Annotated in this window: 11 protein-coding genes; 4 read left to right on the top strand and 7 right to left on the bottom strand. The window is 60.9% G+C overall.

The annotated features are described in order from the left end of the window. The first annotated feature begins 121 nt into the window (after positions 1–121). Entirely contained in the window at positions 122–1,456 is a 1,335-nt protein-coding gene (locus tag J2D73_RS00210; RefSeq protein ID WP_207878283.1) for a DUF1800 domain-containing protein, read from the top strand. Between the two features lie 8 nt (positions 1,457–1,464). Next, complete coding sequence (locus J2D73_RS00205) at positions 1,465–2,667, top strand: DUF1501 domain-containing protein (protein ID WP_207878757.1); 1,203 nt, start codon at positions 1,465–1,467, stop codon at positions 2,665–2,667. Between the two features lie 21 nt (positions 2,668–2,688). Here the strand turns inward: J2D73_RS00205 and J2D73_RS00200 are convergent, their stop codons facing one another. The 6 genes from J2D73_RS00200 to J2D73_RS00175 form a co-directional block, all read right to left on the bottom strand. Continuing rightward, the gene (locus tag J2D73_RS00200) at positions 2,689–5,232 is read right to left on the bottom strand and encodes a TonB-dependent receptor domain-containing protein (protein WP_243429496.1); all 2,544 of its coding nucleotides are present in this window, start codon (positions 5,230–5,232) and stop codon (positions 2,689–2,691) included. 319 nt (positions 5,233–5,551) lie between these two features. Next, entirely contained in the window at positions 5,552–6,721 is a 1,170-nt protein-coding gene (locus J2D73_RS00195; RefSeq protein WP_207878281.1) for a M20 aminoacylase family protein, read from the bottom strand. A 20-nt stretch (positions 6,722–6,741) separates the two neighbouring features. Further along, positions 6,742–8,175, bottom strand: a complete 1,434-nt coding sequence (locus tag J2D73_RS00190) for a M20 family metallopeptidase (protein ID WP_207878279.1) — start codon at positions 8,173–8,175, stop codon at positions 6,742–6,744. Between the two features lie 30 nt (positions 8,176–8,205). Next, positions 8,206–9,375, bottom strand: a complete 1,170-nt coding sequence (locus J2D73_RS00185; protein WP_207878277.1) for a M20 aminoacylase family protein — start codon at positions 9,373–9,375, stop codon at positions 8,206–8,208. A gap of 28 nt (positions 9,376–9,403) precedes the next feature. Then, a complete protein-coding gene (locus J2D73_RS00180) occupies positions 9,404–10,774 on the bottom strand; it encodes an MFS transporter (RefSeq protein WP_207878275.1) in 1,371 nt (456 codons plus the stop codon). A gap of 41 nt (positions 10,775–10,815) precedes the next feature. Beyond that, positions 10,816–13,128 carry a TonB-dependent receptor gene (locus tag J2D73_RS00175; RefSeq protein ID WP_341534992.1) on the bottom strand — a complete coding sequence of 771 codons (2,313 nt, stop codon included), beginning with the start codon at positions 13,126–13,128 and terminating at the stop codon, positions 10,816–10,818. A 306-nt stretch (positions 13,129–13,434) separates the two neighbouring features. Between J2D73_RS00175 and J2D73_RS00170 the strand changes: the two genes are divergently transcribed. Continuing rightward, positions 13,435–14,385 carry a LysR family transcriptional regulator gene (locus tag J2D73_RS00170; protein WP_207878271.1) on the top strand — a complete coding sequence of 317 codons (951 nt, stop codon included), beginning with the start codon at positions 13,435–13,437 and terminating at the stop codon, positions 14,383–14,385. Positions 14,386–14,400: 15 nt separating this feature from the next. Here J2D73_RS00170 and J2D73_RS00165 read toward each other — a convergent pair whose 3' ends face one another. Continuing rightward, entirely contained in the window at positions 14,401–15,078 is a 678-nt protein-coding gene (locus tag J2D73_RS00165) for a TetR/AcrR family transcriptional regulator (RefSeq protein WP_243429495.1), read from the bottom strand. Between the two features lie 140 nt (positions 15,079–15,218). Here J2D73_RS00165 and J2D73_RS00160 point away from each other — a divergent pair, with 140 nt between their 5' ends. After that, entirely contained in the window at positions 15,219–15,983 is a 765-nt protein-coding gene (locus J2D73_RS00160) for an enoyl-CoA hydratase-related protein (protein ID WP_207878269.1), read from the top strand. Positions 15,984–16,006: the final 23 nt, after the last annotated feature.

Here is a 16,006-nt window from a genome sequence, read left to right as displayed (position 1 = left end):
ACTCCGCACTTTATGCAGCATGCTATATTTTTGCGTCGCGTCAAAGCGCCGTATGCGCCGTCATCTCGCCACGTTTGCTCCCAAGGGTCGGGAGCGACGACGCGAGCGCGGAGAACTCATCATGGAAGAATCCAGCGCCATAACGGGATTTGGCTGGGGGCGGCGTGGCGACGAGCCACTACCGGACACGCCTGTAACGTGGCTCCGCGCGCAGACGCTCGCACCGGACGCCGCGATCTTCACCGGCCTTGGCGAAAGCGCCGACGGTCTGATCGCCCTGCGCACGCAGCGCCGCGAAAAAATCCGGGACAATTCTCTGGTCAAACCCGTCTTTCAGGCGGAAGTCGTAGCCCAGATGGAGCAGCTTCTGATTTCGGAACAACCTTTCCGGGAGAGGCTCGCCTGGTTCTGGTTCAACCACTTTACCGTCAGTCTGCGTCAGGGCGATACCCGCGCGGTGATCGGCGCCTACATGCGCGAGGCGATCCGCCCCAATGTCACCGCGCGTTTTTCGGACATGACGCTGGCGGTCATGCGTCATCCGGCCATGCTCATGTATCTCGACAACACATCCTCGACGGGCCCTTCCAGCCCAGTCGGGCTGAAAGCCCATCGCGGCCTCAATGAGAACCTCGCGCGGGAATGTCTGGAACTGCACACAGTCTCGCCGCAGGCCGGGTACACTCAAGCGGACGTGACCGCGTTCGCCGCGGTCCTGACCGGCTGGACGGTGAACATGAACGCCGAGCGTCCGGGGTTTCAGTTTCGAGCCAACGCCCACGAACCCGGCGAAAAAACCATTCTGGGCCGAACTTTTCCCGAAGGAGAGGAGGGCGGCGTCGCGGCGTTGCAATTTCTGGCGACCCATCCGGCGACGTATCGTCACCTCGCCACGAAGCTGGTGGGGCATTTCGTCTCGGATGCCCCGCCGCCTGCGGACGTCGCGCATGTGGCGGCCGCGCTGCACGATACGCAGGGCGATCTGAGCGCGGCCGCTCTGGCGCTGATCGAACTGCGTCGCGCGCCCCGCAGGCGCGCCGTCGGGGAACGGACCGACAAGTTCCGTACGCCGATGGATTTCGCCGTAGCCGCGATGCGGGCGCTCGACCGGGCTGGACCACGCCCTTCTCCCGATGCGCCCCACTCTCCCGCCCACACGCTCGCCGGGGCGCTGGGCGCGTTGGGACAGCCGCTGTGGACGGCGCCCCTGCCCAATGGCTGGAGCGACCGCGCCGCCGACTGGTCGGCTCCCGCCGACATGATGGCTCGCGCAGACTGGGCTTATCGCATTTCGGCGGGCATACATGAGGGAAATCCCCTCGACATCGCGCACGCCACCCTCGGCCCCGCCCTGCGGCCCGCCACCATCGAGGCGATCCGCCACGCGGGCTCCCGTCAGGCCGGGTTGACCTTGCTGTTCTCGTCACCCGAATTTCAGAGACGCCAGACATGTTGAGGCATTCCCTGCTGATCCGTCGCCGGTCCGCCCTGCTCGGCCTCGCCGCAAGCTGGGCGCTGGGCCGGTCCTCCCTCGCGCTCGCCGGGACGGCGGACGGCGCCGACGACCCGCGTCTGGTCGTCGTCATTTTGCGCGGCGCGCTGGACGGCATGGCCGCGGTGACGCCCTATGGCGACCCCTCGCTTGCGGCGCTGCGCAGAGACCTGCTGCCGCCCGAGCCCGGCAGGGACGGCGGGCTGCTCGACCTTGGCGGGTTCTTCGGGTTGCACCCGTCCCTTTCAGGGATGCAGCGCCTCTATGCCGCCGGCCAGATGCTGCCGTTTCATGCCGTGGCCGGTCATTATCGCAGCCGCTCGCATTTCGAGGCACAGGACTACATGGAAAGCGGCGCCGACCAGAGGCTCAGCAGTGGCTGGCTGAACCGCGCGGTCTCCGCCCTTCCGAAAAACAGGCATGGCGCGGAAGGCGCCGGGCTTTCCCTCGGACTTTCGGTCCCGCTGTTGCTGCGCGGTCCGACCACTGTCGCCAGCTACGCGCCCGAGGGCGGCCGACGACCGGACGCAGACCTTTACGCCCAGATCGCCGCGCTGAATGCGAAAGACCCCGTCACCGGACCTGCCTTTCGCAACGGCCTGACCGCCCTCGGTTTTTCCGCCAAGGTGCTGGCCGGAGACGCGCCTCCGCCTGCCCCCAACGGGCAGAAACCCGGCTCGTTCGCAATTCTCGCGGACGCGGCAGGGCGCATGCTTGCCGATCGAAGAGGGCCACGCGTCGCGGCGCTTGAAATGGGCGGATGGGACACGCACGCCGCTCAGAAAGGACGCCTTGCAGGTCCCCTGCGGCAACTGGATATGGGCATGGACGCCATGCGTCTGGCCCTTGGTCCCGAGTGGGATCGCACCGTGGTTCTGGTGATGACAGAATTCGGCCGCACCGTTCGCATGAACGGCACCGGAGGCACCGATCACGGTACCGCGACGGCGGCGTTTTTGCTCGGCGGCGCGGTTGCGGGCGGGCGCGTAGCCGGCACATGGCCGGGGTTACAGGCGACGCAACTGTTCGAGCACCGCGACCTTGCGCCAACAACCGATCTTCGGGCGGTCGCGAGCGGTGTGCTGCGCGACCATCTGCGGCTAGGTCCCTCGGCGCTGACGAACGTGTTCCCCGGCCCTGCCGTGACGCCGGAGAACGGTTTGGTGAAGGTTTAGGCGCGTGAACGCATGCGTCCCTTAGAAGGACGCCGCGATCGTGCCGTAAAACTCACGAGGCGCCCCGACAAACAGGTTGGCGTTGTCGTCGCCGGACACCGACGCCGCGCCATAGGCGCTGCTGATGTAGTTTTTGTTGAACAGGTTTGTAATGCCGAAAGACGCCTTGATATTGTTCGCAAAGCCGATCTTGCCGAAGTCGTAGGCGAAGCTGGTCGTCGCGAGCCAGTAAGCGGGGATGTATTCGTCATTCATGTAGGTCATCGGACGCGAGCCGATATAATTGACGTTGAAATTGAACATCGCCCCGCGCCACGTGTAGTTCAGATTCGCCTTGTACGTGAATTTTGGATAGTAAACCTGATGTTTTCCATGAATGTCGTAGCTCTGGCCGCCGTAATTGATTGAATGGGTCAGATACTGCGCGTCATTCCAGCTGAAGCTGTTGGTAATCTCAAGCCCGCGCACCGGCCGGATCGTCGCCATGACGTCGACACCGTCCATGGATTCACGCCCGACGTTCATGTAGGCGCTGTTCGCTGTCGCCGAACTGCCTTCCGTAATGGTCGCCAGACGATTGTAGTAGTCCGTGTGATAATAATCGACCGACCCTGAGAAGAACCGGGAATCGTAGCGGTATCCGACGACGTAGTTCCAGGTCCGCTCAGGCCGGAGGACTTTCTTGTTCTCGTTAAACACCGTCTGCGCCGAGATCGTGGAGTTACCGAGACCGCCCCACGCCGTGCCGGATTGCGTCTGGGAATAATAGTCGTACGCGCGGAGGTTTTCTGCGATGTCGATATAAAATTCGTGATGATCAAGAAAGTGATAATCAAAATTGAAATGCGGCAAGAACGCACCCGAGGACGTCAGTGTGCCGTTGGCGGCGTGACGGTAATAGGTGTTCCAACCCTCTGCATCGAGTTCAGATGTGTAATCATCCTTTGTGCCGCCATGCGTCGTCTGCGTGAGCGACTTGAAACCGGCGAGCAGGGTCATGCCCGGGATGATCGTCCAGCGATCCTGCAGGAAGAACTGGAACGTATTTGTATTGTATGTGTCGTTAAACCACGTATGCCCTGTACCCGCCTTGAAATCCGAGTTCCAGTTGTGGGCTTCGTTGAGACCGTCCTCGTAGAGGCGCTGATTGTAAATCCAGTGATTATTCTCGTACCACACGCCTGCTTCGATGTGGTTGTGGTGCGGCGCTTCGTAAGAGAATTTCTGTGTGAACCCGAGACGACGCATAAAAGCGTGCGCCATCTGCAGCGCCATGGGGACGCCAGTCACGGTGCCATCGGGCTGAAGCGTGACGGCTCCGTAGCTAGGCGACGTCACAAAATTGTTCGTGCCGCCATGAATGTCGCTGCTCACGTTGCCATAGATGACGGTGTCTGACGTCACGTTCTTGAACAGATCATAATGAGTGTTGATCGACGAAAGATACGTGCGCTGAACCTGGGACGCGTCCCATGCGTAATCGCCGATTTCGTCGTTCGACAGAACGCCTTCATAGCCGGGAGGCACTTCGCTGGTGTATTGCGCGTAATACGCCCACAGCTTGGCCTTCGTGTAATCGGGTTTCAGATAGGTCGAATAACGCCCCATCTTCTCCCACATGTTTTTAGTCATCGTCAGGTAGTTGCCCTGCGTAAAGTTACCGTACCCAAAAAACGCAGTGACTTTTCCCTTGTCGCCCAGCGGCTGAACGACTTTCGCATCTGCCTGAATTTCGCTCTGGTAGCCCTGACCTTTCCACATATCGGTGTTTGTGCGCGCGAAAGACGCGTAAAATTTCGTTCCCGTAGAATTAAGAACGCCGCTGTCTACACGGGCATAAGTGCGATATGCGTTGTAGCTGCCAAAGGTCTGGCTGACTTTACCGCCAGCCTTATCCGCCGGATCGGACGACACATAAGTCATGGCGCCGCCGAGATTTTGAGCCGAGAACGAGTCAAGGGCGCCGGCGCCCTGCGACATCGTCATTCCCCCGATGTCGTCCTGAATCATGGCCTGCGTAATCGACACGCCGTTATAGTTGGCGAAACCCTGCGTCCCGAGCGGAATGCCGTCGAGCGTGGCGCCGATCTGCATCTGGCTGAAGCCGCGCACGTATAACGTGTTGCCATATGTGTCGAGGCCGAACGCGTCCGTTGACGCGAAGACTGCGCCCGGCGTGGTTTGCGCCAGAACCTGCATGGGATTCGTGCCCGCAACGAAATGATCCATGGTCTTGCGCGTTACGGCGACTTCCGCGCTGTGACTGCGGACACGATCAGTGCGGACTTCTATCGCCTCCTGATCGTGACTGGTCATCGAGGTTGCGCGCTTATGCGCAGCGACACGGCGAGCGGGAGCCGGGGCAATGGGGGAGCCGCCCTGCGCGGCGACTGCGTGAGAGACGTGCTTCTTGTGCGCCGACGCCTTCCCATGAGTCGCCTGTCCTGCATCGGACGGCGCGGCCAACGCCGCTGACTCCATCGCCGTTACCCCTGCTATCGCCGTTCCCAACAGTAGAAAAAAACTTGAGCAGCGGGCGCGGCGCGTCAGCGGAGTCACGGTCATAGTCAGAACAGCCCCATCGAAAAAGCGAGAATCACGACATGGCGAACCAAAATCAGGGCTGCACGCGCTCAAACGCCGGCCGTCCACATCGTTGCGATTTCGAGATTACGTATTCGTTACGAACTGTCAATCTCCCACAAACAACGGTTTGAGCGACCCAGGCTCAGTGTTGCCTAAATACCAAAACCGTCATTGTTTCCGGCACGGATAACAGACTTAAGGAAACGAAATACGCCGCCCGCCGGAGCATTTCACCCGGACAGAAAGGCGAGACGCGCCGCTTATGCAACAAAGACAAAAGGTCTCGTCGAAACCGCTTTCAGCAAGCGGCGCGCATCAACGTGCGTTCCGTCAGTTCGACGAGCAGCGCCGCGCCATAAGGAATCGTTGCGTCATTGAAATCGTAGGCGGGGTGATGCAGGCCCGCCGTCGCGCCGTTGCCGACCCTGACGAACGCGCCGGGCACTTTTTCGAGCATGAACGCGAAGTCCTCGGAGCCCAGAACAAACGGCGCGCTCCCCTCTACCGCTTCCGCGCCGACGATCGCGCGTGCCGTGTCGGCGGCGAAAGCCGTTCGCTCGGGGTTGTTGATCATCGGGGCGAACATTTCCCCAAACGTGATTTCCGCCGTCGTACCGAAACCGGCGGCCAGCGCCTGCGTCATGTGCTCCAGACGTTCCCGCACGAGATCAAGCGTCGCCCAGTTCATCGCCCGAAAAGTGCCGCCGAACGACGCAGTCTGCGGAATGACGTTATGGGCCTCTCCGCCGGAAATCTTGGTGACGCTGAAGACCACCGGATTGCTGGGAGAGATCGTACGCGACACGATGGTCTGCAACGCCGTGACGAGCTGACATACCGCAACGACGGGATCGACCCCCGCTTCCGGCCTCGCCGCGTGGGCGCCGACGCCGGTGAGCGTGGCGTCGAAGAAGCCGCCACCGGCCATTGCCGGACCAGGCGTCATACGGTACCTGCCGACGTCCAGCCCCGGCTGATTATGCAAACCATAGATGGCGTCACACGGGAAACGATCGAACAGACCATCGTTGAGCATGGCGAGCGCGCCGCCGCACCCTTCTTCACCCGGCTGGAAGATGAAATTCACCGTGCCGTTGAAGCGGCGCGTCTCCGCCAGTTGCCGCGCCGCCGCCAGCAACATCGTCGTATGTCCGTCATGTCCGCACGCATGCATCAGACCCGGCGTCTGGCTGCTCCACGCCGCTCCCGAAGCCTCGAAAATGGGCAGCGCGTCCATATCGGCGCGCAGGCCCACGGAGCCTTCTCCATTCCCTGCCCGCAGCACGCCGACTACGCCCGTGCCGCCTACGCCGCGATGCACCTTGATCCCCCAGGCCTCCAGACGCTCCGCCACGAGAGCCGACGTCCGGTGCTCGACCAGCCCCAATTCCGGGTGCGCGTGAATATCGCGGCGGATGGCCGCGAATTCTTCGAGACGCGCGGAAATTTCGGCAAGGGCTTCGGACATCAAGGGCACTCCAGTAAAATTCAGGCGGCCTGCACAGCCCTGACGACGAGAGGCGGCTGCACGTCAGGCGGTATCGGGCTGACATACGGCGTCTTCGCGACTTTCTCCGCATGCTCTCGCTTCACTCTGGCAAGCAGTGTTTCGTCGCGCAACACGTCGATCGCCGTGCCGGCCATCGCCTTGGCCACATGCACCATGCCCTTATGCGCGAGAGGCGATTTCCCCTGCGCCGTCATCTGCCATGTGTGAAACGGCGTCCCAATCGCACAGGTCGCGCCCAGCGCCTGCGCCGTCGGCACAACCCAGCTGACGTCGCCAACATCGGTCGAACCCATCATCGTGCGGAAGCTGTCGCTGCGATAAGGCAGGATCGCATCACACAGCGGTTTTTCCGGATCTATGGGAAGACAGGCCGCAACGAACGGGGCCGCGATATCTTCAGGCGTCAGACTTTCGCGGATGGAGCGGGCGAACGCACGATCCGCCTCGTCAAACTGCGGCGGACCCAGACGTTCGAGATTGGCCTGCAGAACATGCTCGAGTGTGGCGTTGCCAAGGAGATTGGCCATGCCGCTCAACACCGCGCTGCTGACCGTCGTCTCCGTCATCAACGCCGCGCCGTCGGCAATTTTTCTGACTCGCGCGGTCAGACGCAGCAGCTCGTCGAGTTCGGTCGCACGAACGGTGTAGCGGATCACCGTCCGCGACTGCACGACGTTCGGCGCCACCCCGCCAGCGTCCTGATAGGCGTAGTGAATGCGCGAGCTGGGCAGCATATGCTCGCGCATGTAGTTCACGCCGACATTCATCAGTTCCGCCGCGTCCAGAGCGGATCGTCCCAGATGCGGCGCGGCTGCTGCATGGGACGCGCGTCCAGTGAACGTGAAGTCGATGATCTGGTTGGCGAGCGACGCCGCGGGAAACACGCCCGCGAAATGCGCCGGATGCCAGGTAATGGCGATGTCCACATCGTCGAACACGCCCTCCCGCACCATAAACCCTTTCCCCGCGCCGCCTTCTTCGGCCGGACACCCGTAATACCGGACACGGCCAGGAGCCCCGGTTTCGGCAAGCCAATCCTTTACCGCAGTGGCAGCGAGCAGCGCAGCTGAACCGAGAAGATTATGGCCGCATCCATGCCCGCTGCCGTCGCCCGGCAGCGGCGTGTGCGTGGCCTCTCCGGCGGCCTGACTCAACCCCGGCAACGCGTCATACTCGCCCAGAATGGCGATCACCGGACCACCCGCCCCAGCCTCTCCCATGACCGCCGTCGGCAAGCCGCCAACATTCGTCGTGACACGAAAACCTTGAGCTTCAAGAGCGTTTTTATGCAGGGCGCAGGATGCGAATTCGCCGTAATTCAATTCGGGAACGTCCCACACGGCGTCGCTGAGGCCGATCATCGGCTCGGCCTTGCGCTCCACATATGACCAGATCTGATCCTGATTTTCCATCGTGCCTGCCCCTGTCTATTGCGGTTTCGTTCAGCCCGCCGCTCTGGCGGGAAGCGTTCTTTCCACAATCGTCGCATAAAGCGCCGCGCCATACGGCGTCGTCGCGTCGTTGAAGTTGTAGCGCGGGTGATGCGGCGCGGCGCCTTCGCCTCCGCCAACGAGGATATAAGCGCCCGGCGTTTTCTCCAGCATGAAGCTGAAATCTTCCGACCCCATCGCAGCTTCTGTGTTGCGGTCGACCGACGCTTCGCCGACCAGAGACTCAGCGGCGCCAGCGAACGCGTCGGCATGTTCTGGATCGTTGATCGTCGGAGCAAAAATCAGACGAAAATCAAGAGACGCGCGCGCGCCGAATGCAGCCGCAACATTCGTAATCGTGCGTTCGATCAGCTCCTGAATCTGCGTCATGATGGCAGAACTGAAGCAGCGCACGGTGCCGCCCAGCGTCGCCGTATCCGGGATGATGTTGTACGCGTCGCCACCGGCCATTTTCGTGATGCTCAGCACCGCGACTTCGGACGGTGGAATGTTGCGCGAGACAATGGACTGGAGCGCCGTGATCATATGTCCCGCGACCATGACCGGATCCACGCCATCCTCAGGTCGTGCGCCATGAGCGCCCTTGCCCTTGATCGTGATGTCAAAGAACGCGCCCCCGGCCATCGCCGGACCTGACCGGATCGCGAATTTTCCGACCGGCAAACCCGGCTTGTTGTGCATCCCGAACAGCGCATCAGAAGGAAAGCGTTCCAGTAGGCCATCCTCCAGCATAGCCTTGGCGCCGCCCACGCCTTCCTCCCCCGGCTGGAAGATGAAGTTCACCGTCCCGTCGAAATTCTTTGTCTCGGAAAGATATTTCGCGGCGGCAAGCAACATCGTGGTATGACCGTCATGCCCGCACGCATGCATCATGCCCGGGGTCGTGCTGCGATATTCGACCGTATTTTCCTCCTGCATCGGCAGGGCGTCCATATCCGCACGCAAACCAACGGAACGATTGCCGCTGCCTGAACGCAGCACGCCGACAACGCCGGTGCGACCGATATTTCGATGAACCTCTATTCCCCATTCGGCGAGTTTTTCCGCCACAATGGCGGAGGTTCTGTGCTCTTCAAGTCCGATCTCCGGATGAGCGTGCAAGTCGTGCCGGATAGCGTCGAACTCGGCGCTGTTGCGGTTCATGAAATCGAATGCAGTCATTATATTTCCTTATGGCGCACGGAGGAGGTTACGCTTCCGAAAACGCCGACACGGGGACTTCAAAACTCCGAAGACCTGCCTCGCCATTCACCTCCTGCGCGCTGCGCTTCGCCGCGCGGCGCGACAGGGCGAGCAACGCGATCGGCGCGACAGGAATCACGATCGACGCAAGATATCCGGGAACCATGGCGTTCCCGGTCATGAGAATCAACCATGTCACGAAGGGCTGCGTCGCGCCGCCGAACACCGATACGGTTATGGAATAGACGACGCCAAAAACAAAACTGCGCTGCGCCGCAGGAATGGAGCGCAGGACCAGTTCGGAGCTTACTGCGGACAAAAGTCCGGGCATGACGTTCGTCACGACGTTGAGCACGATGAGGCTCGCAAGGCCGGGGCTATGAACCGAGAAATGATACACAGGAAGGATAACGATGAGATAAACGCCAGACACGCCGAGGATCAGTGGCCGCGGGCGGCAGGAGCGTTGCAGATGGATACCCGTCACAATCGCAGCGAGCCCCGCTATCAGGCCAATCGACATCGCCGCCATGCCCAGCGTTGGCGACAGATGCAGCACGGAGATCGCATAACTGGCGCCGAAGGCGCGGAGATAGGTCGTGACGGTTCCCGTCAGGATCACACAGAAAGTCAGTGCGATGACCAGCCACGGGAACGGCTCGCGCGACGATTCCGTCACGACCGGCTGTGCAGCCGCCTGATCCAGCCCGCCTAGTGCGAGGCGTCGGAAGAACAGGCCGAATGGAACGATGGCCAGTCCGAGAACGAAGGGCACGCGCCAGCCCCAGGCATAGAGTTGTTCGTGCGAGAGCGTCGCCGATAACACGAGACCGATCGCCACCGCCGCCAGTTGAGACATGAACTGCGTCAGCGCCTGCGCGGACGCCATCGCGCCCGCATCTCGCTCCCCCCGTAATGAATAGATAAACTCTGTGGCCGGGCCTACCTCTCCGCCCTCCGAAAACCCGTGCAGCAAGCGTGAAATCAACACCAGTACAGGCGCCCACACGCCTATCGTCGCATAATCAGGCGTCACCACCAGAAGCGCTGACCCTGCGGCCATCATCAGAAACGTCGCCATCAACGTGCTTCCGACGCCCATCCGCTGCGTATAGAACCCCATGACCAGCGATCCCAACGGGCGGGCGAGAAAGCCTGCCGCGAAGGTGATAAGCGCCGCCAGAAGCTGCATAAGCGCGCCTTTGACCGGAAAGAACGCCTGCCCGATCATCGGCGCGAAAAACGCGTACGCCATAAAGTTATAGAATTCGAGAAAATTTCCGATGCTTCCGGCTGCAAGACATACGACCTTGCTGACCGGCGGGCTGGGCTGGACGGCGTCCGACGTTGTGGCGCCGGATTTGAACTGGCTGGACATCGACGCCTCCCCACGACTTTTGCTCTATGTGAAGATCAAACTCAGAAATTGGCGCTCAGACGGCCGCCGATGAAACGCGGCGCGCCGGGAATCCAGAAATACGTCGTCGTCGCCTGTCCACCGGCCACGAAATACTGCCGGTTCAGAAGATTCGACGCATAGATCGTCGCCGACCAGCGATCGCTGACGGGATGGAACGTCATATGCGCGCCCATCAGAAAATACGCGGGGAGACGATACGAGCCAAGACCGCCCGCAACCAGCGCCTGAGAGCCGCGATACATCCAGTCGAGGCCGGTCTCCAGCTCATAATGGCGCAACGGATTGAAGCGGTAATCAGCCGTACCGTTCAGCGTCAGCTTCGGGATGCCAGAATCAACGCCGCCGTAATCGGTATAAATTCCCTGCCATACATGATTGGCAGTGTAATAGGCGTTCGTGGCTGTCGAGTTCAGCGCCAGAAATTTCTGATATTTTCCTCTCTCGTATCCGAGATTCTGCATCAGATATACATGAGGGAGCGGGTGTATATTCGTAGTGAATTCCACCCCCCATATCTCGGATTTGGGAATATTCACGAACATACCGAGCGGCCCGTAGCTCGGCACCAGATACGAACTGATATACTGCTGGTTATGGTAATCGTAATAAAAGGCTGATGCGTTCAGGCGAAACACGTTCGGTATGATGTCGCTCTTGAACCCGGCTTCGTAGGCGAGAAGGCTCTCCGGTCCGAACGGAGCCAACTGCGCCTGCACGACGGTGTTGTTTCCCGTGAACCCGCCCGGTTTGAAGCCCTTGCTCATCTTGTAATAGAACATCAGGTTTTTGGCGGCCTGCCACTGGATGCCTACAGTTCCCGCGAACTGGTTGGCCGCCGCGCCTTCGTTATTGAAATTCAGATTATTGATCCCGAAGTGCACCGTCCGCAATCCAAGAAGCTGCCGGTCGTCGGCTTCGTGGTTGATGCCGCCGAACAGCGTGATGTTATACGGCAGGCGATAGGATACATGCGCATACTGGTTGAACGTCTGCTGGTTCTGCCGGAAAGAGGTTTCAGACAGGTAGCCGCGCAACGGCACGTAATCCGTAAAATCGAAATAAAATTGCTGAGACATGCGAACCCGATTGTAGGTCATGCCCACAACCCATTGCAGGCGCTGTCCATGGTCATTTGATTTGAGATTGACCTCCTGCGTGAAAGAGTTCGCGACGATATTGCGATACTGATCTCCGCTGGCGTAGGTGGTCCCGTCCTGATCGGTGTACTCACCCTCTCGTTCCGTTTCATAAGCGCTGATGCTGCGCAGTGTCGCAAAACCGAAGTCGTGCGACATATTCAGATCGAAACCCCAGAACGTGTTATGCTCCGACGGCATCGTATTCGCTGAACGCCCGATAAGTTTCGCGAACTGGGGGCGCAGATCCCAGTTCGCCTGCTGATAGCCCAGCGTCGGAATGGACTGCGCCGCCGGAAGAAAATTCAGAACGGGCTTACCGACGACAACGCCCGAATTGTCCTGCGTCCAGTGCCCGGTAAGTTTGATTTCCGTATGCTCGTCCGGTTTCCAGAGCAGCTTGGCACGTAGCGCGCCTTCATTCGCGTCCCCAAGATGCGTGTGGTTGGCCGGACTATACTGCCACCCTCCGCCGTGCATCGTCTGTCCGGCTATCCGGAACGAAAGCTTGTCCGTGATCGGGCCGGAAATGTAGAGATCGGTCCGGCTGCGAGCGTAACTCGCAATGTCCTGCGTCACGCCTCCGTGCCATGTCTCGGTCGGATCGGCCGTCCGGATATTCACCTCACCGCCCGAATCCGTCAGACCGTGCGTCGTCCCCGACGGACCGGGCTGGATGTCCACGTCAGCGATATCGAACATCATGCCTGACGCCATGGTGCTCAGGGGAAAAGGCACGTCGTCAATATAGGTCATGATAGATGACGTGTTATTCTGGGTGTAATCGTTAAATCCAACGCCGCGAATAAAGAAATTCGTGCTGGCCGTTCCCATGAGACTCTGGATTGTCACGTTCGGCGCCAGATTCTGAAGTCCCGTCAGACCAACGACGCCATGGCGGACCAATGTTTCCGCCGTAATGCGCGTGGCGGAATCGGCCGTGCGCTGCGCCTGGGAAAAGTGGAATGCGCGCCGTGCGCCGCTAACACTCAACGTTTCGGCGGCGCCGTTGACGTGAGCCGGATGGGTCGCAGGGCGGATCGCAGCGGCGGGAAGCCCATGGGCGCCCGTCGTCGCGCCTGCATGCGTGGTCTTGTCGACGTGGCGAGAGCGAGGCGTCCCTTTAGCCTCTCCATCAACCAGGCACCCGATCAATGGAAGCAGCGCGGCGGACACCGCCCCGACCCTTATTCGGCCCTGCGGCGCCCTGCCGCGCAGGGCCAAAACTCTGCCATGTGGCCTATGCGATGTCGCGTCACGCCCAGATATCATTCCATATCCTTTAATTTCGCGCGTTCATGCCTACGCGTGTGACAAAATGCGTCTTTTACTGGAAATGTATGGAAAATTTGGCGCCATACCCTGGCCCCGATTTCGAAAACTCCGCTTTGAAAATTATGAAACAATCGAAACGTTTTCTCCTAAGGAAATCTTGTTGCGCGTCGTTAACCATCTGGTTGATAACCAAAGCTGGAGGGCGCCATGCAGAAAGCAAATGATTTCCCGGACGTCAGACGCTTTTTGAAATTGCGTCACATCACGCTTCTCCATGCGCTCGACACCACCCGCAGCATGAAGGCCGCCGCTCTGCGGCTTGGCGTCTCCACTGCCGCCGTATCGAAAAGCTGCATAGAAATCGAAGAACTTCTCGGGGCGAAACTGTTCCGGCGTTTGGGCGGGGCGCTCGAACCCACGGAACTTTGCGCCCGCGTGCTGACCGCCTGCCGTCGTATCGACGCCGAGTTGATCGCCCTGAACGAAGACATCGTGCACATGGGCAAGAGCCTCCGGGGCACAGTGTCCATCGGCTTTCAGGCGCCCGCCCTGCACACCCGTCTGCCGAACTGGTGCGCCACGGTGAAGCGGGAGCATCCATACCTGACTCTCCGCTGCGAATACGGCATGCGCGCGACGCTTCTATCGGAGCTGGAGGCGAACCGCCTGGACATGCTGCTGATCGACCTGCACGAGATCGACGTGCATCCGCGCTTCGCCTGCGAACCTCTGACGACCGAATTCTGCGTCGTGGTGGACAAGGACGCGAACCTGCGCTTCTCCGACGTGCTGCGTCGATGGCCAGAATTCGTCAGCAGGATCTGGGTTTTGCCCGTTCACGGCATGGCGATGCGGGGTCGTTTCGATTCCCTGCTGAAGTCGCGGGGACTGGCTCTTCCCCGGCGGATCATCGAGGTCAACTCCCCCATCGCAGCGGCGGAGATCGGCGCAGCAGCGGAGGCCTTGATGTTCGTCCCCGCCTCGATGCTGACGCATCCGCATAATCTGGCCGTTACGCTCGACGACGCTTTTTTTCAATCGGAGATGTTCATGACCATGGGCGTCGCCTGGCTTTCGGACACGCGGATGACTCCGTCAGCCCGCTTCGTCTTCGACGCCATCCTCGCCGATCGTCCCATGGAGGCGTTGCAGAGCTGACGCGACAATGACGCGTCAGGCTTGCGTCTCTCCATGCGTCGCGTCATGGCGAAAAATAGCCACGATCTGCCCCGCGATCTCACGACGCGTCAGGCGTCCTTCGTGATACCATTCGTCGGCCGTGTTCAGCAGCCGCAACAACAGGATGCGGTAGATGCTGCGGTCCAGTTCCGCCGGGAGAGGCAGGCCCTCCACTATGGCGCGGAAAATTGTTTCAAATTCGTCGCGCTTTCGAAGCAGGGCGACCTTCACCTCCGGAGGAACCGAACGGAAGATGTTCATGATCGGCAACGTCAGGGAACTGGGATTGAGCTGAATCTCGACCATCTCCTCGCACGCCGCCAGCAGGCGATCCCAGGGGTCGGCGAGGGGTTCTATGGCGTTGCGTACCCGGATCGCCGCAGCGTCGAGCGCCTTGTCGTGGATTTCCACGAACAACGCCTCTTTCGAGCGTATGTGGTAGTACAGAGATCCCGGCAGCATGCCCACACGGTCGGCAATGTCGCGAATAGACGTGGACCTGTAGCCATGTTCGGCGAAGAGCTGGGCCGCTACCTCCAGAATTTCCTGACGTCGCTCCCCCGCCTGCCCGTCATCCGCCGTCGGGGCGTCCTGCGCCGTTCCACCGTGCTCGCGTGCAGTGCGCTGGCGACGCGGAGCGGCGCGGCGCATTTCGTCAGAATTCGCTACCATTAAGTTGTTTTGCCGCCATCTCCGGCTGTTGCCAACATTTAAAGGCGAACCAGCGTGCAGCGGGCGCGTTTCCCGGTCCGGCGGACGGGCGTGCGTCGAGGCATGTGCGCAACGGCGCCCATCGCAATGGAGAACTCGACGTGACCGATCTCGTCAAAGTCCACAAGTCGGACGGCGTGCTCACGCTCGTCATGAACCGCCCGGAAAAGAAGAACGCGCTGACGGACGTCATGTACGGCGTTCTCGCAGACGCGTTGCTTGACGCACAGACCGACGCCTCGACCCGCGCGATCCTGATCAGGGGAGAGGGAGAAGCGTTCACCGCCGGCAACGACCTTGGAGAGTTCGCAGCCATGGCGGCGGGGAGCGGCTTGCGCAACGTCACGCGCTTCCTCCAGGCGCTGGCGACCAATGTGAAACCTCTGGTCGCGGCCGCGCACGGTCACGCGGTCGGCGTCGGTATGACGATGCTGCTGCATTGCGATTATGTGCTCCTCGCGGACGATATCCGACTGAGCACCCCGTTCGTCAGCCTCGCCCTTGTGCCGGAAGCGGCGTCGAGCTTTCTCCTCCCCGCCCGGATTGGTCATGCGCGGGCCTTCGCGATGCTCGCGCTGGGCGAGACTGTCGGGGCGGAGGACGCACTGGCTTGGGGGCTCGCGAACCGGATCACGTCGCGCGAAGGGCTGACAGGAGCCGCTGAGGCGATCGCCGCGCGCCTCGTCACTCTGCCTGCCGGAGCAGTGGCGGCCACCCGCCGCCTGATGCGCGACACCGACACCATTCTGGCCCGAATGAACGCAGAGAGTGAGGAGTTCGCCCGCCGCCTGATTTCCCCTGAAGCGCGGGAGGCGTTCACCGCGTTCGCTGAGCGAAGAGCGCCGGACTTCTCCCGCTTTTCCTGAATCATTCACACGCAGGTCTTTCC

This window comes from Acetobacter sacchari (genome assembly GCF_017377715.1).
Classification (GTDB): Bacteria; Pseudomonadota; Alphaproteobacteria; order Acetobacterales; family Acetobacteraceae; genus Acetobacter; species Acetobacter sacchari.
This window is presented reverse-complemented; position numbering and strand designations above follow the sequence as displayed.

Coding starts and splice junctions, on each gene's coding strand:
- J2D73_RS00210 (WP_207878283.1), top strand. CDS start 122: ATGGAAGAATCCAGCGCCATAACGGGATTTGGCTGGGGGCGGCGTGGC.
- J2D73_RS00200 (WP_243429496.1), bottom strand. CDS start 5,232: ATGACCGTGACTCCGCTGACGCGCCGCGCCCGCTGCTCAAGTTTTTTT.
- J2D73_RS00195 (WP_207878281.1), bottom strand. CDS start 6,721: ATGTCCGAAGCCCTTGCCGAAATTTCCGCGCGTCTCGAAGAATTCGCG.
- J2D73_RS00190 (WP_207878279.1), bottom strand. CDS start 8,175: ATGGAAAATCAGGATCAGATCTGGTCATATGTGGAGCGCAAGGCCGAG.
- J2D73_RS00185 (WP_207878277.1), bottom strand. CDS start 9,375: ATGACTGCATTCGATTTCATGAACCGCAACAGCGCCGAGTTCGACGCT.
- J2D73_RS00180 (WP_207878275.1), bottom strand. CDS start 10,774: ATGTCCAGCCAGTTCAAATCCGGCGCCACAACGTCGGACGCCGTCCAG.
- J2D73_RS00170 (WP_207878271.1), top strand. CDS start 13,435: ATGCAGAAAGCAAATGATTTCCCGGACGTCAGACGCTTTTTGAAATTG.
- J2D73_RS00165 (WP_243429495.1), bottom strand. CDS start 15,078: ATGGTAGCGAATTCTGACGAAATGCGCCGCGCCGCTCCGCGTCGCCAG.